Source organism: Corallococcus sp. BB11-1, assembly GCF_026626625.1.
GTDB classification, from domain to species: domain Bacteria; phylum Myxococcota; class Myxococcia; order Myxococcales; family Myxococcaceae; genus Corallococcus; species Corallococcus soli.
The window spans coordinates 62855-81510 of sequence record NZ_JAPNJY010000025.1 but is presented as its reverse complement, the minus strand read 5'-3'; the positions used below and the strand labels follow the sequence as shown (position 1 = coordinate 81510).

The following is an 18656-nucleotide window of genomic DNA, read 5'->3' as shown; positions in this document are numbered from 1 at the left end:
GGCTAGAGGTTCTTCTTGAAGTAGCGGGTGGCGGCCTTCTCCTGGCTGGAGGCCTCCGTGTTCGTGGTCCACACGAAGCGGTCTCCTTGCAGGGCCGGTTCCAGGCCAGCGCCGAAGCGGCAGTCCATCCGCTGGAGGCGGGCCTTCACCGTGCGGCGGGCTTCCTCGGACGTGGCGCACATGGCCTTCAGCGCGCTGAGCGGGAAGGCGCAGTAGCGGGTGATGTTCGCGTCCTTGAGCAGGGGCTCCGTGACGGTGGCCCAGTCGATGGTGCCCGCCACGGTCGTGGCGCAGGCGGTGTTCATCTGCTGGAGGGCTTCCGCGTAGCCGGTGTCGTGGACGGCCTCCTCGGCCTTGCGGTCGAAGGCCATCAGCTTCGCGAGCTGGCCGCTCTGGGTCTGCTGCTGGTGCTGCGCGTAGACCTCCTCCGGCTTGAGCTTCTGGGAGCGCGCCTCGTCGTACTGGACGGTGACTCCATTGCCGGGGCCGCCGGGGAAGTGCAGCTCCGCGCGCGGCCCCACCAGCGTGAGCGGCGAGTAGTTCCGGCCGCGCCACTGGGTGGTGTAGCTCAGCCGGGACGTGCCGACGCTGCTCCAGTCCTTGAGGGTGTACGGCAGCACCAGGCCGTCCAGCACGGAGCCGGTGCCCTGGATGCGCACGAGGAACTTCTTCTGCTCGCGGGGCGTGAGCGGCACGACGGCCACCAGCTCTCCCTGCGGACCCACGAACACCTTGCCGGCCTCCACGGGCGCCGCGGCCCGGGCGGGCAGGGTGCCCAGGACAGCACAAAGCACGGCCACTGCGACGACGACTCTCACGCGATTCCTCCCCCTCATCCCGCGCGCGAACACGGTGGTGTCCTGGCGCACGGACGGGTCCAGCTCACAGACTCAGGTCTACTTCGTACTTCTGACACGACTGTTCGGCTTTGCGCTGCAACGGCCTGGGCAGCTTGTTCCACTCCGAGCGGGCCGCGCCAAGGTCCTTCTGCATGCAGCGCAGCTGGGTCAGCAGCAGTTGGGCGGACAGGTTGAAGCCATCGCTGATGCTGCGCTGGGCCTTGCGGACCGCTTCATCCAGCTTTCCGTTCGCCAACGCCAGCCGTGCGTCCTTGAGGGCTTCGGCTGAGGCCTTGTTGGGAGGGTTCATGCTGGACGGCTTCTGCGGGGCGGTGGCCACGGTCGGCTTCACCTGGGCGACGGGCGGCGGTGACGGGGGGGGAGTGACCGTGGGCGCCACCGCGATGGGTGGAGGCTGGGGCGGCGGGGTCGGGTTGATCGGGGGCGGTAGGGGCGCCGGAGGAGGTGGTGCGCTCACGATGGGCTGGGGAACCACGGGCGGAGAAGGCCGCAGCCACCAGCCGAGTCCCACGGCGCCGATGATCAGCGCGGCGGTGCCGATGATGGGCACCAGTCGCGACTTCGGCTTGCCGGCAGCGGAAGCCTCCACGGGCAGCGTCGAAGAACCGGGAGCCGCCAGGGCACCGGTCGCGCTCAGGGAAGCCGGGTGCTGCCCACCGAGGCTGCCGGGCGCTGAATGCTGCCCACCGAGGCTGCTGGGGGCGGCCTGTTGTCCTCCGAGGCTGCCGGGCGCTGAATGCTGCCCACCGAGGCTGCCGAGCGCGGCCTGTTGTCCACCGTGGCTGCCAGGAGCGGCTTGTTGCCCACCGAGGCTGCCGAGCGCGGCCTGTTGTCCACCGAAGCTGCCCGGAACGCCATGCTGTCCTGACGTGCTTCCCGTCACGGCGGGCTGTCCACCGAGGCTGCCCGGAGCGACGTACTGTCCAGGGAACCCGCCGTTCGCGAAGGACTGTCCCGCGACGCCTCCCTGGGGCGCCGCCGGCAAGGCCACACCCGAGGACCCCACGACTCCCGGGTTCGAGCCGTTGGACGGCATCTGGGTGGCGCCGAAGCCCATCGTGTCGGACGGCGCGGGGGCCTGCTGCCCGTAGTGGGCCGTACCGCCGCGAGGCGCCATCGTCGCCTCGAAGCCGATGTCATCCGCGTCCGGACCGAAGCGGCCCGTGGCCGGCGCGGGCGCCCTGTTCACCGGCGCCATCGTCGCCCCCAGCGACGCCGCGTCGTCCTGCGCCATGGAGGGCAGGGCGATGCCAGAGGGCAGGGCGATGCCGGACGGCTGCTGCGTGCGCGTGAAGGTCCGCGCCACGCGCATCTCCTCGGTCTCCGGCAACGACTGGAGCGTCGCGCCGGTGAGGTCCGTGATGAACGACGCGACATCCTGGTAGCGCTGATCCGGGTTCTTCTCCAGCGCACGCGCCACCGCCGCGGCGACGTTCGGCGGCAGCTCCGGCATCAACGTGGCGAGCGACACCGGCGGCTCATGCACCACGCGGTAGATGATCTGCGCCAGCGAACCTCCGCCGAACGGCGACATGCCGGAGAGCATCTCGAACACGATGCCGCCCAACGCGAACAGATCCGTCCTCGCGTCGATCTGCCGGTTGCGCCCCATCGCCTGCTCCGGCGACATGTACTGCGGCGTGCCGATGAGCACCGCGTCCTGCGTCTGCACCGTCTCCGACGACATGACCTTGGAGATGCCGAAGTCGAGCAGCTTCACGCGCTCGCCCACCACGCCGCCGGAGTCGGTGGGCACCAGGAAGACGTTCGCCGGCTTCAGGTCGCGGTGGACGATGCCCGCGCGGTGCGCCGTCTGGAGCGCGGAGCCCATCTGCCGCGTGAAGGAGAACACCTCCTCCAACGACAGCCGCCCGCGCCGCAGCCGGTCCTGGAGGCTCTCCCCGCGCAGGTACTCCAGCACCAGGAACGGGCTGCCGTCCTCCAGCGTGTCGAAGTCCAGCACCTCCACGATGTTCGGGTGCCCCAACCGGGAGGCGATCTCCGCCTCGCGCCGGAAGCGGATGTGGACGTCCGGGCTCACGTGCTCGCCAACGCGAAGCACCTTGACCGCCACGTGCTTGCCCGGCAGCCGAAGGTGCTGCGCGAGGAACACCGACCCCATGCCGCCCCGACCCAACACGGAGACGACTTTGTAGGTATTCCGGAGGACCGAATCGATGTGCAGCTCACCGTCAGCCGAGCGCGTCATGGATGGGGCGTGTCCTGATGACAGAGGGGTGCGAACGCACCCGCGAAGCGGGGCATCACGCTAGCACGCCCCATCCGCCAGGGCGCGAGCCCTCCACCCCCGGACACCCCCCGGACATTCGAACGCCCGGACCCTCGCGAGAGGACCCGGGCGCCTGAAGTCGATGAAGCCGTGCTCAACCAGCAAAGGCGTGGGCCTGCTGCCCACGCCCTACCGGGGAAGAGGGGAGGGGCTCAGCCCCACTTGGAGAACTGCCGCCGGGGCGGAGGCGTGCTGGCCCCCGCGGCCGGAGGAGGTGCCCCGGCCCCGGCCGGACGGCTCGCCTGCGCACGGACCTGACCGCCGCCGCGCGACGCCTGGGCGCCCGCGCCGCTGGACGGACGCTGACCGCCGCCACCGCCACGGCCCTGACCGCCACCGCGGCCTCCACCACGCCCGCCGCCGCCACCACCGCCGCCGTTGCCGCCGCGGCGCTGGCCGCCATTGCCCCGGCCACCACCCCGCCCACCGGCGAGGGGCGGACGGTCGTCCTCCACCAGGTCGCCCGGGAGCGTCGCGGGGAGCAGCGAACGGAAGCTGGCGTCCGCCACCACCGGCACGCTGCGGCGGATGGTGCGCTCGATGTCGCGCAGGTACTCGCGCTCCTCGGAGTCGCAGAACGACACGGCCTGGCCGCTGGCGCCCGCGCGGCCGGTGCGGCCGATGCGGTGCACGTACTGCTCCGGCACGTTGGGCAGGTCGTAGTTGAAGACGTGCGACAGCCCGTCGATGTCGATGCCGCGCGCCGCGATGTCCGTGGCCACCAGCACGCGCAGGGTGCCCGCGCGGAACTCGTCCAGCGCGCGCTCACGGGCGTTCTGGCTCTTGTTGCCGTGGATGGCGTCGGCGCGCACACCCGCCTGCGTGAGCTGCTTCGCCACGCGGTTGGCGCCGTGCTTCGTGCGCGTGAACACCAGCGCGCGCGGGATGACCTTCGCGTCCTGGAGCAGGTGCGTGAGCAGCGCGCGCTTCTCCTCGCGCTTCACGAAGTACACCTGCTGGCTCACCGTCTCCGCAGTGGTGGACGCGGGTGACACCTCCACCCGCACCGGATCCCTCAGGATGTTGCGCGCCAGGTCCATGATGTCCGGCGGCAGCGTCGCGCTGAAGAACAGCGTCTGGCGCTCCTTCGGCAGCACCTTGATGACGCGCCGGACGTCGTGGATGAAGCCCATGTCCAGCATGCGGTCCGCCTCGTCGAGCACGAACACCTCGAGCGCGCGCAGCGTGACGTGGCCCTGATCAATCAGATCCAGCAGGCGTCCCGGCGTCGCCACCAGGATGTCCACGCCCTGGCGCAGCGCCTGGACCTGCGGCGTCTGGCCCACGCCGCCGAACACCACCGCGTGGCGCAGGGGCAGGTTCTTGCCGTAGGTCCCGAAGCTCTCACTGACCTGGCTGGCCAGCTCACGCGTGGGCGTCAGCACCAGGCAGCGCACCGGACGCGCGCCGCCCGAGGGGGCCTTCGCCGACAGCCGCTGGAGGATGGGCAGCGCGAACGCCGCCGTCTTGCCCGTGCCCGTCTGGGCCACGCCCAGGACGTCCTTGCCCGCCAGGGCGTGCGGAATCGCCTTCACCTGGATGGGCGTCGGCGTGGTGTAGCCCTCGGCCTTCACGGCCTTGAGGAGTGAGTCAGTCAACTGCAGTTCGTCAAACGTCATGGAATCCCGCAATGATGGGTTGGCGCGCTTCCCCCTCAGGCGGGGGGCCGACCGCGCAGCGCGCCCTCCCGCGAAATTACGGGGGCGCCTGGCGGTGCGCGGTCGGGCCGCGAAGCGGCCCGAAGCACCTGGAAGTTTCCAGGAACCCGTGGGCCCCCCGGGAGGATTCCCGGTACGGCACACGGTCTGGCCACACTGCCTGCAACGGGGGGCAATGTCCCGGGAAATCCATCCGCCCGGCCGGCCCGCCCCTGTGGAGATTTCGGACAGGGCTGCATGCCCGCTGTCCGTCACATCCCCAACCCCCCAGTCCAGGCGGCGGAGGCCCTCTCCCTCGCCCGCCCTCCCAAAGAGGCGAAATCATTTGAACAGCAATCATCTGCCCTGGGGCAGGTGGATGGATTGATTGGGAAATTCCCCGCCCCCTCCCGCTTGGCATGACCGTTGCTAGCCTATGCCGCATCGCGCCGTGAAGGCGCGAGCGGTGGCCCAGGAGGAGCGGGATTTGACGCGGTGGCGGCGACAGATGGTGGGGATGACCTGGGGTGTGGGGCTGTGCGCGGCGACGCTGGCGTGCGCCCAGCCGAAGCCGGCGACGTCGTCCACGGCGGCCCGGGGTTCGGGGTTCTCCACGGAGACGGTGAAGGAGAAGGCCCGGGCGCTGGCCGGAAAGCCGTACCAGGAGCCGCCCGTGGGCGTGCCGCCGTCCTTCGAGAAGCTCACCTACGATCAGTACCGGGACATCCGCTTCCGCGACGCCAGCTCCCTGTGGCGTGACGCGGGCGTGCCCTTCCGGGCGCAGTTTTTCCACCCGGGCTTCTATTACACGCGTCCGGTGGTGGTGAACGAGGTGTCCGGCGGCAAGTCGCGCCCGGTGCCCTTCTCCACGGATCAATTCACGTACGGCCCGCTGGTGGGCACGCCGCCCGCGGGCAAGGTGAACGGCTTCGCGGGCTTCCGCCTCAACGCGCCGCTCAACACGAAGGGCTACTACGACGAGCTGGTGGCCTTCCTGGGGGCCAGCTACTTCCGCGCGCTGGGGCGGGGCAACGTGTACGGGCTGTCCGCGCGCGGGCTCGCCATCGACACGGCGCTGTCGGGGCCCGAGGAGTTCCCCACGTTCCGCGAGTTCTGGCTGGAGAGGCCGGCGGAGGGCGCGGACCAGGTGGTGGTGCACGCGCTGCTTGACAGCACCAGCGTCACGGGGGCCTACCGCTTCGCCATCCGCCCGGGTGAGCAGACGGTGATGGACGTGACGGTGACGCTGTTCGCGCGCAAGCAGGTGCGGCAGCTGGGGCTGGCGCCGCTGACCAGCATGTACCTCTTCGGGGAGAACGACCGGGGCGACTTCGACGACTTCCGCCCGGAGGTGCACGACTCCGACGGCCTCTCCGTGTGGATGAAGAACGGCGAGAAGCTGTGGCGGCCGTTGAAGAACCCGAAGCACACCCAGGTGAGCAGCTTCCATGCGGACGGGCTGGCGGGCTTCGGCCTGCTGCAGCGCGACCAGGCCTTCGCCAGCTACGAGGACCTGGAGGCACGCTCCGAGCGCCGGCCCGGGGCCTGGGTGCAGCCGGTGGGCGACTGGGGCAAGGGGTCCGTGCGGCTGGTGGAGCTGCCCACCCGCGAGGAGATCCACGACAACATCGTGGCCTTCTGGGTGCCGGATGCACCGTTGGCGGCGGGTGCACAGCTTGGGTTCTCGTACCGCCTGTCCTGGGGCTTCGCGCCGGAGGGCGTGAAGCCGACGGGGTCGGTCGTCGCGGCGACGCGTGTCGCGGCGGGTAGCAAGCCGGGGGCGCGTCGCTTCGTCCTCGATTTCACCCAGAGCATCGGGGATGGCGCGGGCCCGGTGGAGGCGGTCGTCACCGCTTCCCGTGGGCAGGTGCTGCACCCTCGCGCGGAAGTGCACGCCGTCACCGGCGGCTACCGCGCGGCCTTCGAGCTGATGCCCGACGGAGCAGGCCCCGTCGAGCTCCGCTGCTTCCTGAAACGCGGTTCCGAGACCCTCACCGAGACCTGGAGCTACCTGTGGATTCCGTGACCACGCACCCCTTCCTCTCCTTCGCCCCGGCGATGCCCCAGGCCCGCGCGGACACCCGCGACGCGCTGGAGGGCTTCTTCCAGGACTTCGGCTTCACGGGCCGTGGAGACCTGGAGCGCCTGGCGAGCTGGGTGCTGGGCGTCCGCGAACTGTCGCTGTCTCCGGAGGCCGCGCTGGCGCTCGCGCGCTGGCGGGTGGAGGGGTGGCTGGCGGAGGTGCTCGGGCCGTCGCACGTCGGGCCGTCGCTGCTGGTGCGCGGCCGGGCCGCGTTCGTCCTGGTGGGCGGCGCGCGCTGGGGCGCGGACGTGCTGATGCGCGAGCCGCGCGCGTTGCCGGAGGCGTGGCGCCGGGCGGTGTGTGAGGCAGTGCCCATGGCGGCCCCGTCCGAAATGCCCTGCCAGATGCGCGAGCAGGTGCTCGTGCTCAATCCCTTCATGGACATGGTGCGCCGCTGGCTGCGTCCGGCCAGCCGCCAGGCGGACGTTTCGCCCTCGCGCTAGCGCGCCTTCCACCTCGCGTCGCCTCCTGACGCCCGAAGCCCGGAGCACCCCGCATGAACGCCGAACCGTACTCGCCGGCCATGGCCCGCCCTCGCCGCGTGATGGTGCTGGGGCTGGCGGCCCTGACCACCGGGTTCGCCTCCGTGGAGATGCACCGGCTGCTGAGCGCCCGGGGCACCACGGTGCCGGAGGGCTTCGTGCTGCTGCTGTTCACGCTGTGCTTCGCGTGGATCGCCCTGTCGTTCTGGGGCGGCGTCGCGGGCTTCGTGCAGCTCGTGTCCAACCGCCGCGTGCCGGGCCTGCGCTGGCCCACGGAGGAGGAGGCCGCCGGGCCGCTCACGCGTCGCACCGCGGTGGTGATGCCGGTGCACAACGAGGATCCGGCGTCGGTGTTCGCGCACGTGCAGGCCACGTACGAGTCCATCGCGGCCACCGGGCACCTGGACGCGTTCGACTTCTACGTGCTCAGCGACTCCACGCGCGCGGAGGCGTGGGTGGCGGAGGAGCTGGCGTGGTCGGAGCTGTGCCGCCGCGTGGGCGGGCAGGGCCGCATCTTCTACCGGCGCCGCTTCGACAACACCGGCAAGAAGGCCGGCAACCTGGCCGAGTTCTGTGAGCGCTGGGGCCGGCGCTACGACTTCCTGCTGGTGCTGGACGCCGACAGCCTGATGGCGGGCGACAGCGTGGTGAACATGGCCCGGCTGATGGAATTGAACCCGGGCGCGGGCATCCTCCAGGTGCCGCCGCAGAACGTGGGCCGCTCCACGCTGTTCGCGCGCCTGCAGCAGTTCGCGGGCCGCATCTACGGCCCCATCGTGGCGGCGGGCGCGGCGGCGTGGCAGCTGGGGGACTCCAACTACTGGGGCCACAACGCCATCCTGCGCATGGCGCCCTTCATCGAGCACTGCGGCCTGCCGGTGCTCCCCGGCCAGCAGCCCTTCGGTGGCCACATCCTCAGCCACGACTTCGTGGAGGCGGCGCTGATGCGTCGCGCGGGCTACACGGTGTGGCTGGTGCCGGAGCTGGGGGGCAGCTACGAGCAGCCGCCCCCGGATCTGCTCGCGTACGCGCAGCGCGACCGCCGCTGGTGCCAGGGCAACCTCCAGCACCTGGGCCTCGTGCTGGCGGGCGGCCTGCACCCGATGAGCCGGGCGCACTTCCTCATGGGCGTGATGTCCTACGTGGCGTCGCCCCTGTGGCTCATCTTCCTGGTGTCGGGCCTGTTCGCCGCGCTGCACGAGTGGTTCTTCTCTCCGACCACGCTCATGGACTTCCAGTCCACGCTGCCCGGCGGGGACGCGTTCGACACGGCGGGCGCGCTGCGGCTGATGGTCCTGTCGCTGGCGATGCTGTGGATCCCCCGCCTGATGGGCCTGGGGCTGGTGCTGGCCGACCGCGCGGAGGCGGCGCGGATGGGCGGCCGCTTCAAGCTGACGCTGAGCGTCCTGCTGGAGGGCGTGGTGTCCACGCTGATGGCGCCGGTGATGATGCTCTTCCAGTCGCACTTCGTGTTCGGCACGCTGCTGGGCTACCGGGTGTCGTGGTCCAGCCAGCAGCGCGAGGATACCGACCTGCCGTGGTCGGAGGCGCTGCGCCGGCACAAGTGGCACATGGCGGTGGGCGCGGTGCTGGCGGCGCTGACGGTCGCGGTGGCGCCGGGGATGCTGGCGTGGCTGTCGCCCGTCATCCTGGGGCTGTGGCTGGCCCCGGCCATCTCCGTCCTCACGGCGCGCGCGTCGCTGGGCCTGTGGGCGCAGCGCCGGGGCCTGTTCCTCATTCCGGAGGAGGTGACGCCGCCCGCCGTGCTGGTGCGCGCGCAGGAGCTGTCGGAGGAGGGGCTGGAGCCGGTGGACGACGCGTTGGACCACGTGCTCACGGATCCCCGCGCGCACGCGCTGCACCTGGCCCTGCTGGAGGCCCACCCGACGGCGGGGGTGCCCGGGGCGCTCGCCTCCGCGCGGCGCAAGCTGCTGGCGGGCGCGGTGGAGCCCCTGTCCCCCCAGGAGAAGTCCGCGGTGCTGCTCGACGCGCGCACATTGTCGGAGCTGCGCGGACGCCGGCTCGGCGTCCGGGCGTGACGCGGGGCCGCTGGCGGCCGACCCAGGGCGTCCTCGTGGTTGCGCACGGGCCCCCGTCGCCCTAAACGCAGGGTCCATGAACCGGACTTCTTGCGCCGCAGTGCTCGCGTTGTTCGTCGCCTCCGGGGCCTTCGCCGCCGACGCTCCCTTGTCGCAGGGGGACCGGTGGTGGAAGCACATCGAGGTCCTCTCCAGTGACGCGATGGAGGGGCGCGACACGGGCAGCAAGGGCTACGAGACCGCCGCGGGCTACGTGTCCAAGGAGCTGGCCGCGCTGGAGGTGAAGCCGCTGCTGAAGACGGGCTTCCTCCAGCCCATGACGCTGCGGTCGCGCCGGATCGTGGAGGCGAAGTCCCGCATCGCGCTCGTGCGCGGCGGCCAGACGCTCCCCCTGGTGCAGGGCGAGGACGTCATGCTGTCCGCGCGGCAGGGTGACACCGGCACGGTGGACGCGCCCCTGGTGTTCGTGGGGTACGGCCTGTCCATCCCGGAGAAGGGCCACGATGACTTCGCGGGCCTGGACCTCAAGGGCAAGGTGGTGGTGCTGCTCCAGGGGGGCCCCGCGAACATCCCGGGGCCCATCAAGTCCCACTTCTCCTCGTGGACGGAGCGCGTGGAGGTGCTCAAGCGCGCCGGGGCCGTGGGGGTCGTCGTGTTGCAGAACCCCAAGCTGCTGGAGCTTCCGTGGGAGCGGACGGTGGCCGCCAGCCGCAACCCCACGGTGATCTTCACGGACCCCTCGCTCAATGACGCTGGCGGCCTGAAGGTGGGCGCGGTCGTGAACGTGGCGCGGTCCCAGAAGTGGTTCGAGGGCGCGCCGCACACCTTCGAGGAGGTGCTGGCGCTGGCCCACGCGGACCAGCCGCTGCCGAAGTTCGAGCTGCCCTCGCGGCTGAAGGTGAAGCTCACCATCGAGTCCAGGCCGCTCAAGTCGATGAACGTGGTGGGCGTCATGCCCGGCTCCGACAAGGTGCTCGCGAAGGAGTACGTGGTGCTCAGCGCGCACCTGGACCACGTGGGCATCGGCGATGCGGTGAAGGGCGACCGCATCTACAACGGCGCCATGGACAACGCTTCCGGCGTGGCGGCGCTGCTGGAGGTGGCGCGGGCGCTGCGCGAGCAGAAGGAGAAGCCGAAGCGCTCGGTGCTGTTCGTGCTGGTGACGGGCGAGGAGAAGGGCCTGCTCGGCTCGAAGTACTTCGTGTCCCGGCCCCCCGTGCCCGTGTCGTCCATGGTGGCGGACTTCAACCTGGACATGTTCATGCCCCACTGGCCGTTCACCGCCGTGGTGGCGCACGGCAAGGATGAGTCCACGCTCTCCGCGCCGCTCGCGGAGGTGGCCGCGCGGCAGGGCGTGCGGGTGCTCGCGGATCCGGAGCCGGACCGCAACCTGTTCGTGCGCAGCGACCAGTACTCGTTCATCCGCGAGGGCGTGCCCGCGCTGTTCTTCAAGTTCGGCTACACGCCAGACTCCAACGAGCACAAGCTGTTCAAGCAGTGGCTCGCGGAGCACTACCACGCGCCCTCGGATGACGTGGCCCAGCAGCCCGTGGACCGCGAGGGCGCCGCGCGCTTCATCACGTTCCTGACCGCGATGACGAACGCGGTGGCGGATGCGCCCGACCGCCCGCGCTGGAACGACGACAGCTTCTTCCTGCGCTTCGCGAAGCCGGTGACGACGGTGCCCGCCGCGAAGCCGTAGGGCAGGGGACGCCGGGGCGCCGAGGGGGGAGTGGGTCTGGCCTGGGGCCCGGCGCTTCAGGCGCCCTGGCGTGATTCGGCGACGCCGGGGCGGCCTTCCAGGAAGCGCAGCGCGCCCCGGATGTCCGACGAGGCCGTCTCGCGCGGGGCCCCGCGGGCCGCCTCCATGCGACGGCGGGCCGCGCTCCGGGCCTCGTGGCCTTCGCGGCTGTCGGGAGGGGCGGCGCTGGCCTCGGCCAGGTCCAGCGCGGCGCGCAGCAGGTTCACGAGCTGGCGCAGGCTGGGGTCCTCGCTCAGCTCGGGGGCGGCCTCCAGCTCCGCGAAGCCCTCGCGGGCGGCTCGCAGTTCGCCAGAGGCGGCCTCCAGCGCGGCGAGGTGCGCGATGAAGCGCAGGGACTGCCAGCGGGACGCGCGGCCCAGGATGGTCACCGCCTCCCCCAGCGCCGCACGGGCCTGCTTCCAGTCACCCCTCGCGAGCCAGGCGCGCCCCAGCTCACCCAGGGCCGTGCCCTCCATCAGCCGCTGCCCCATGATGCGCGAGGTGCGCACCGCGGACTCCAGGTGCTCGCACGCGTCCGCGATGCCGCCCGCGTCCAGCAGGTAGCAGCCCAGGTTGATGCGGGCCAGGGCCTCTCCGGTGCGATCCTCCACGCTGGATGCCCGGGCCAGGGCTTCGCCCAGCAACATCACCGCTTCGCCGCCGTCACCCGCTTCGCCCATGGCGACCGCGCAGTTGGTGAGGAAGCCCACCTCGAACGTCACGTCGCCCACCTCGCGGAACAACGCGAGCGACGCGCGCAGGTGCGGGATGGCCGCCTCCGGGCCGCGTCGCACCTGTTCGATGAGGCCCAGGTTCCCCACCGCGTACGCTTCCAGCCAGCGGTCACCTTCGGACGGGAGGGCCTGCGCGGCGCTCATCAGCGTCCACGCGGTGGCCACGTCCCCGGCGTGGCGGGCGACGATGGACAGGTCCACGAGCACGCGCTTCTGCGCCGCCGCATCGCCCAGCGCCTGGAAGCGGGTGCGCACCTCCTCCAGGGCCCGGCGCGCCGCTTCCGGCTGGCCCGCGTCCAGGTACGCACGCCCCAGCACGGCCAGGGCCTCCGCGCGCTTCCGGGGCGCCACCGGCAAGGGGGCCGAGGCCTCCAGCGCCCGCTCCAGCCGCTCCAGCAGCAGGCCCACCGGCCCGCGCGTGCGCGCATCCGGCTCCAGCGCCACCAGGGTCTCCAGCGCGCGGCCCAGCGACTCCGCGGTCGCCGGCCGCACCGCCATCGCGTTGTCGCACGCGGCCAGCAGGTTCTCGCGCTCCAGGGCCAGCCGGCGCAGCGCCGTGGCCCCGCCCGTGCGCTGGACGCGCTCCCGCAGCCAGCCGGTGAGCTGGAGGTAGGTGTCCGCGTGCCGCGCTTCGCAGGCCGCCTCCTCGCCGCGCTCGCGCAGGCGCAGGGCCGCGTACTCGCGGATGCTCTCGTACAGGCCCAGGCGCAGGAAGCCGCCGGGCGCGCCGACCTCGCGCGCGCACAGCAGCGAGCGGGAGCGCAGCGAGTGCAGCACCTCCAGCACGTCCGGCGAGCCCTCCGGCAGCACGAGCACCGCTTCGGCCGCCTCCAGCGTGAAGCCGCCCCGGAACACCGAGCACTGCGCGAGCGCCGCGCATTCGGCCGGCTCCAGCAGGTTCCAGGACCAGTCGATGGCGCCCCGCAGCGTCGCCTGCCGCGCGGGCGCGTCCCGGCGGCCGGCCCGCAGGAGCTCGAAGCGCTTCGACAGCCGCTCCAGCAGCTGCTCCACGCCCAGCACGCTCACGCGCGCGGCGGCCAGCTCGATGGCGAGCGCGATGCCGTCCAACTGCCGCACGATCTCCGCGACGCGCGGGGCCTGCGCGTCGGTGAGGGTGAAGTCCCCGCGAGCCTCGTGCGCCCGCTGCACGAACAGGCGCACCGCGTCCGAGCGCAGGATGACCTCCCGGTGCGTCTCCTCGGGGTCTGGCAGGCTCAGCGGCGCCAGGTCCAGCACGCGCTCCCCGGGCAGCCGCAGCGCTTCGCGCGTGGTGACGAGGAAGCGCGCGCGGGGCGCCAGCACCCGCCACCGCCCGAGCGTCTCCGGGACGTGCCGCACCACCTGCTCCACGTTGTCCAGGATGACCAGCACGTCGCCGCAGCCATCCAGCGCCCGGCCCAGCCGCTCCGACGGCGTGCTGCCATCCCCGTCCGCCGCCAGGGGCACGCCCAGCGCCCGGCCCACCGCGTGGCAGAGGTCACCCGCCGTCAGGGCCTCCTCCAGGTCGCACCGCCAGACGCCGCCTTCCCAGCCGCCCGCGTCCGACTCCAGCGAGCCGAAGTGCGTGGCCAGCCGCGTCTTCCCCATGCCGCCAGGACCCAGGATGGTGATGAGCCGCGCGCCTTCGCGCACCCACTGGCGCAGCGTGTCCAGCTCCTCGCCACGCCCCACCAGATCCTGCCGCGACGCGGGCACGTTGCCGGGCCTTTCCCGGGGCGCTCGCAGCGCCCCGAAGCGTCGGTGCGCCAGGGACGCGGGCAGCACCTCCACCAAGGTGACGCTGTCACCCACACCGCGCAGGCGGAAGGCACCCAGCGTACGCGCGGCGGGCACGCCCATCGCGGCCAGCTCCGGCGCGACGCGAGCCCACGCCGCGCCGCTCAGCAGCACCTGGCCGCCGTGGCCCGCGTCCGCCACACGCGCCGCGATGTTCACCGGAGGCCCCAGGTAGTCCAGCCGGTGGGTGGACGGGTCCATGCGGTAGTCCGGTTCGCCCACGTGCACCCCCATGCGCACGCGCAGCCCCCGGTGTGTCAGCCCTTCCGGTGCGTGCTCCTCCGCCGCGTCCGGCTCCGCCAGGAGGGCCGCGGGCCAGCCCACGTGCAGGAGCGCCTCCTGCGCGCGCAGGCACCAGTGCACCGCCTCCACCGGGGACGCGAAGGCGACCATGAAGGCGTCGCCCTGCGACTTCACCTCATAGCCGCCCGTGCCCAGCAGCAGCGCGCGCAGCACGCCGTCGTGCAGCTCCAGCGCGTCGCGCATGCTCGCGCCACAGCGCTCCCACAACCGCGTGGACCCCTGGATGTCGGTGAAGACGAGCGCCACGGAGCCGGTGGGGGGGAGGTGTGACCGGGGCGGCTCGTCACGGACGAAAGGCGGTTCATCGGCCGGGGGCTCGACGACCGTGAACCTTCGGAAGGCCTCGCCCATGCTGCCGCTCTCCCCGATGCCGGAAACCCCACCTGCTCCCACCCCGGTACCGCCTTGCTGCCCGCGAGGGTGACGCCCGTGACGCCAGCTCCGCATATGGAAAGCAGTACGAGGCGGAACGGCAACGTGCACCTGTCGGGCAGGTCGGTCCGCCGCTAGTGAGCACTTGTGATCGCGTGGCGCGCGCATCCATCAATGGATGACAGCCGTATGGTCCCGCGGGGCCTCTCGCCTTCGACGTCCGGGCCCGGCTGCCTGCTGCATTCCCGGGGTCCGCCGGGCCCCATTCCAAGGGGGACGGGGGCCCGTGCTAGGACTGCATCACGTCCCGGGTTCGCGATGTGACACCGCGCGACCCGCGACCCACCCTCCGGAAGGACTCATGCGTTCGACTTCGGCACTGGCGTTGATGATGGCTTCCCTCGCGTTTGGCTCGCTGACGGCTTGCGGTGACGACAAGAAGGACGTCGACAACGTGGACGCGGGCACGAACGGGGGCTCGGATGCGGGCACGGGCAATGCGGCCAACGGCAAGTGCCCGGCCTCCGCCTACATCTGCGAGAACTTCGACAACGGGCTGAACGGCTGGAAGTACCCGGACGATGAGCACAACGCGACCATCACCATCGACGCGACGCGTACCCGCTCCGGCAGCGGCGCGCTGCACGTGGTGACGGAGGCGGGCCACGACGAGCGGACGGGCACGGAGGCCGATCCCCAGGCCATCGCGCACCTGCGCAAGGACATCCCCACCTTCGGAACGAAGCTCTTCGCGCGCGCGTACGTGTACCTGAACCGGGCGTCCCCCAAGGACGTGATGGGGACGTACTTCATCCTCTTCTCGCCCAGCGAGAAGGCCTTCGGCGGCATCGAGCTGCAGCAGATGAACAGCGGCGGCTTCGCGCTGGATGACTGGAGCGGCATCCTGGGCACGGGCTGGAACCTCCAGGAGGATCTGACGGTGACGATGACGCCCAACCGCTGGGCCTGCATCGAGTGGGCCGTGCAGCGCGCGAACGCGACGGACACCACGGGCCGCGCGCAGGTCTACGTGGATGGGGCGCTGGCCTACGACTTCCCGAACGTGGGCATGCGGCCGTTCACCAACTTCGCGGTGGGCTACGGCTTCGTGCACCCGCACGGCGACTCCGCGTCGGAGACGTGGATCGACGACGTCGCGGTGGCCCCCGAGCGCATCGGCTGCGAGTGACGTCATGTCCATGACGAAGGTCGCGGATGAGACCCTTCGCATCACCGAGGAGGGCGCCTACGTGGCGTTCTCCGGGCGCGAGGTGTCCATCCGCGACGCGGTCGCGCACGCGGTCCAGGGCACGGTGCTGGTGCGCCCCGGGGACTTCGAGCGGCTCACGCGCCCGCCTCCGGTGAGCAGCTACTCCATTGAAGTCACCGGGGAGAAGACGGGGGAGGCCGCGCGCCGGCTGGTGGAGCTGGAGGGCGAGCGCGGCGTGTTCGCGCTCAACTTCGCGTCGGCGGTGAACCCGGGCGGCGGCTTCCTCACGGGCGCGAAGGCGCAGGAGGAGGACCTGGCGCGCTGCTCGGCCCTGTACGCGTGCCTCCTGAAGTGGCCGGAGCTCTACGAGGTGAACCGCAAGGCGCTCTCACCGCTGTACACGGACCACTTCCTGTACTCGCCGGACGTGCCGTTCTTCCGCAGCGAGCGCCATGACTTGCTGGAGCGTCCCTTCCCGGTGTCGGTGCTCACCGCGCCCGCGCCCAACGCGAAGCAGCTGGCGGTGAAGGATCCTCAGGTCGCGCAGCAGCTGCGGGACGTGTTGTTCGACCGGGCCCTCAAGGTGCTCCAGGTGGCGGCGCACCACGGGCACCGCACGCTCATCCTGGGCGCGTGGGGCTGCGGCGCGTTCCGCAACAACCCGCACGACGTGGCGGAGGCGTTCGCGCGTGGCCTGTCCACGATGGCGGGCGCGTTCAGCCGCGTGGTGTTCGCGGTGTACGAGCGAGACGGGCAGGGACCCAACCTGCGCACGTTCCGCGCGCGCTTCGGCTGACCGCTCCGTGCTTGCGCGGGCGCCTGCTAACGTGGGCGCATGCGATGGTGCCAGGTAGGGCTCGTAGTAGGAGCGCTCGCGTGCGCGGGCACTTCGTCTCGACTGCCGGTGGCGCCGACGGAGTCGTCCGGGGCACGTTCCTTGGAAGAGACTCCCCGCGAGGTGATCCTCACGGTCGTGGCGCAGGACATGGGTGGACGGCCCCTGCCCGGCGTCCATTTCAAGGCCCGGCATGCACTCGACGAGCACTCCCCGGCTTTCTCTGGGCTCACGGGTGAAGGCGGCAAGGGGCAGCTCCGGCTTCCTTCGGGCTGGTACTCGGTGGGGGCAAGGGGGGTGGGTTACCAGTCCTTCGTGGACACGGATGTGCGGCTCGGGCGGGACCATCCGGCGACCGTGACGATGACGCTCCAACCCGGAGGCACGGTGTCGGGGCGCGTGGTGGATGCCTTCGGCGCGCCGGTCGTGGGCGCGAGGCTCGCCTGGGTTCCCGAGGATGAAACAGCACCTCGGTTGACAGCGGTCAGCGGCAAGGATGCCCGCTTCTCCTTCGAGGGCGTGGGGTTGGGGAGGGGCGTCCTGCTCACCGAACGCCCGGACTTCATCCGGGACCGGCGGGTCTTCGAATCACTGCCCCGCGAGCTCGCGGTCACGCTCACCGCCTCGGGAAAGGTGCGGGTGCGGGGCCAGGCGCCCGATGGACGTCCGGTGAACCTCTACGACGCGGAGCTGGAGCGGATCGACGCGGGGGATGATTCCTGGAGCCGCGTTTCCGCGGACGGAGTCGTGCGCTACGAGGGGCTGGGGCCGGGTCGCTACCGGGTGACGACCTCGTACGCTCCCTGGCCGTCTACCTGGTGGACCGCAGCCTCGGAGTTCACGGTCCTGCCGGGGCAGGCACAGGAGGTCGCGCTGAGCTTCGCGGGCTTCAAGGAGCGCGAGGCCCTTCATGGCAGGGTCGTCGGTCCGGACGACCGTCCGCTGAGCGGCGTCCAACTCCTCGCGGAGTCAGGAGAAGTGAAGGAGGGAGTCCCCAGGAGCCTGACCCGGGCGGTAACTGACGCGCAGGGACGCTTCGCGATGGAGCACCTGCTGCAAGGTCCCCAGCGGATGAAGCTGAGCGGCTCCCAGCAGGCCGTGGAGGTCGCCACCGATGCGCAGGACGTGTCCTTGACGTTCCGTGCTTCCACCACCGTGGAGGGTGTCATCGAGGGCCGGGTGCTGGCGCCGGACGGTCGGCCCGTGAGCCGCTTCAAGGTGGGAGCGACGACGTTCGAGAATCCCGAGGGACGCTTTTCGTTTCCGAACTTCGGGCCGCCGCCGCTGGAAATGAACTTCGAGGCAAGGCACTTCGCGCCCTTGCGCCGCGTGGTGGAGACCCTTCAGTCACCGCGCACCGTCCTGCCCGACATCGTCCTGGATCGTGGGCGCACGGTGCGGGGCCAGGTCCTGGGCGTGGATGGGAAACCGGTCGCGTCCGGGATCGAGGTGTACTTCGTGCTCACGCGAGAGCTGAGCCGCCCCTCGGCTCAGGGCAGGCGCGCGGGTGCCCTGACGGATGCGAGTGGCCGGTTCGTGATGGCGCATGTCCCGCGCGAAGCCGGTGCCCTCTTTCTCGACGCGAACGCGGGGGCCGCCATGCAGCCGCTGGGAGCGGAGCAGGAAACGGTGACCCTGCGGCTCGTGCCGGATGCCCGCGTCCAGGGCATGGTGGCGGATGCGGAGGGACGTCCGCTCGAAGGCTACCAGTGGAGGTTCCGGTGCCAGGGACCCTTCGTCTCTCAGTCCACGGCGGATGCGGAAGGTCGCTTCACCCTGGGCGCCCCGGCCGGACAGGAGTGCGTCCTGAAGGCCTCCGAAGGCCGTGGGTCTTCAAATTGGCCCAGGCCACCGCGGCGGGTCTTCTTTCCCCGGAGGTTCGTGGGCGCTCCGGGAGAGACACTCCGGATGGAGCTGTGGGCCCGCACGGGGCCTGCCTCACTGCGCGTGACGCTGCCCAGGGCGAGCGAGTGGTACGACGTCGTGCTTGCCCAGGGGGATGTCCCCCTGCCGGCGACGGCGCTGGAGATGGACGCCCTGGTGCTGAGTGGCATCGATCCCGATGTCGATGTCTCCGAGCGCAGGCCGGAGCGGCTCGAACCCGGCATCATCCAATCGGGAAGCGATGTCTTCGTATTCAGCTCGCTGCCATTGGGGCGCTACACGCTGTTCGTGACGGAGGACCTCGTGGGACGCTCCGTCCAACGCATCCCGCTGGAGATCGCGAAGCCCGGCGTCCACGACACCGCGTCGAAGCTCCCCGGGGACGGCGGGGCGTACTTCGCGCGCTGAGA

General features: G+C 71.5%; 11 protein-coding genes. 7 read left to right on the top strand and 4 right to left on the bottom strand.

Annotated elements, in window-relative coordinates; genetic code table 11:
- Positions 1–2: 2 nt before the first annotated feature.
- The 3 genes from OV207_RS20275 to OV207_RS20265 all read right to left on the bottom strand — a co-directional run bounded on the left by OV207_RS20275 (position 3) and on the right by OV207_RS20265 (position 4769).
- Positions 3–818, bottom strand: a complete 816-nt coding sequence (locus tag OV207_RS20275; RefSeq protein ID WP_267556772.1) for a hypothetical protein — start codon at positions 816–818, stop codon at positions 3–5.
- A 64-nt stretch (positions 819–882) separates the two neighbouring features.
- The gene (locus OV207_RS20270; protein WP_267556770.1) at positions 883–3069 is read right to left on the bottom strand and encodes a serine/threonine-protein kinase; all 2187 of its coding nucleotides are present in this window, start codon (positions 3067–3069) and stop codon (positions 883–885) included.
- A gap of 233 nt (positions 3070–3302) precedes the next feature.
- Positions 3303–4769 carry a DEAD/DEAH box helicase gene (locus OV207_RS20265; protein ID WP_193348597.1) on the bottom strand — a complete coding sequence of 489 codons (1467 nt, stop codon included), beginning with the start codon at positions 4767–4769 and terminating at the stop codon, positions 3303–3305.
- Between the two features lie 454 nt (positions 4770–5223).
- Here OV207_RS20265 and OV207_RS20260 point away from each other — a divergent pair, with 454 nt between their 5' ends.
- The 4 genes from OV207_RS20260 (at position 5224) to OV207_RS20245 (ending at position 11093) form a co-directional block, all read left to right on the top strand.
- Entirely contained in the window at positions 5224–6813 is a 1590-nt protein-coding gene (locus tag OV207_RS20260) for a glucan biosynthesis protein (RefSeq protein WP_267556768.1), read from the top strand.
- A complete protein-coding gene (locus tag OV207_RS20255) occupies positions 6810–7313 on the top strand; it encodes a hypothetical protein (protein ID WP_267556767.1) in 504 nt (167 codons plus the stop codon). The genes OV207_RS20260 and OV207_RS20255 overlap by 4 nt, the downstream gene beginning before the upstream one ends.
- Positions 7314–7366: 53 nt before the next feature.
- Complete coding sequence (gene mdoH / locus OV207_RS20250; RefSeq protein WP_267556766.1) at positions 7367–9391, top strand: glucans biosynthesis glucosyltransferase MdoH; 2025 nt, start codon at positions 7367–7369, stop codon at positions 9389–9391.
- 76 nt (positions 9392–9467) lie between these two features.
- On the top strand, positions 9468–11093 hold the full coding sequence (locus OV207_RS20245) for a M20/M25/M40 family metallo-hydrolase (RefSeq protein WP_267556764.1): 1626 nt from the start codon (positions 9468–9470) through the stop codon (positions 11091–11093).
- A 56-nt stretch (positions 11094–11149) separates the two neighbouring features.
- Here the strand turns inward: OV207_RS20245 and OV207_RS20240 are convergent, their stop codons facing one another.
- The gene (locus OV207_RS20240; protein ID WP_267556763.1) at positions 11150–14296 is read right to left on the bottom strand and encodes an ATP-binding protein; all 3147 of its coding nucleotides are present in this window, start codon (positions 14294–14296) and stop codon (positions 11150–11152) included.
- A gap of 382 nt (positions 14297–14678) precedes the next feature.
- On the opposite strand from OV207_RS20240, the gene OV207_RS20235 reads away from it, so the two are divergent.
- The 3 genes from OV207_RS20235 to OV207_RS20225 all read left to right on the top strand — a co-directional run bounded on the left by OV207_RS20235 (position 14679) and on the right by OV207_RS20225 (position 18654).
- Positions 14679–15506 carry a hypothetical protein gene (locus OV207_RS20235; RefSeq protein ID WP_267556762.1) on the top strand — a complete coding sequence of 276 codons (828 nt, stop codon included), beginning with the start codon at positions 14679–14681 and terminating at the stop codon, positions 15504–15506.
- 4 nt (positions 15507–15510) lie between these two features.
- Entirely contained in the window at positions 15511–16323 is an 813-nt protein-coding gene (locus tag OV207_RS20230; RefSeq protein WP_267556761.1) for a TIGR02452 family protein, read from the top strand.
- A gap of 162 nt (positions 16324–16485) precedes the next feature.
- Positions 16486–18654, top strand: coding sequence for an MSCRAMM family protein (locus tag OV207_RS20225; RefSeq protein ID WP_267556759.1), 2169 nt, complete (start codon positions 16486–16488; stop codon positions 18652–18654).
- The last annotated feature ends 2 nt before the right edge of the window (positions 18655–18656 follow it).

What these genes read in the sequence shown, in the direction of transcription:
- OV207_RS20270 (WP_267556770.1), bottom strand. Translation starts at nt 3,069, where the DNA reads ATGACGCGCTCGGCTGACGGTGAGCTGCACATCGATTCGGTCCTCCGG.
- OV207_RS20265 (WP_193348597.1), bottom strand. Translation starts at nt 4,769, where the DNA reads ATGACGTTTGACGAACTGCAGTTGACTGACTCACTCCTCAAGGCCGTG.
- OV207_RS20260 (WP_267556768.1), top strand. Translation starts at nt 5,224, where the DNA reads ATGCCGCATCGCGCCGTGAAGGCGCGAGCGGTGGCCCAGGAGGAGCGG.
- mdoH (WP_267556766.1), top strand. Translation starts at nt 7,367, where the DNA reads ATGAACGCCGAACCGTACTCGCCGGCCATGGCCCGCCCTCGCCGCGTG.
- OV207_RS20245 (WP_267556764.1), top strand. Translation starts at nt 9,468, where the DNA reads ATGAACCGGACTTCTTGCGCCGCAGTGCTCGCGTTGTTCGTCGCCTCC.
- OV207_RS20240 (WP_267556763.1), bottom strand. Translation starts at nt 14,296, where the DNA reads ATGGGCGAGGCCTTCCGAAGGTTCACGGTCGTCGAGCCCCCGGCCGAT.
- OV207_RS20235 (WP_267556762.1), top strand. Translation starts at nt 14,679, where the DNA reads ATGCGTTCGACTTCGGCACTGGCGTTGATGATGGCTTCCCTCGCGTTT.
- OV207_RS20230 (WP_267556761.1), top strand. Translation starts at nt 15,511, where the DNA reads ATGTCCATGACGAAGGTCGCGGATGAGACCCTTCGCATCACCGAGGAG.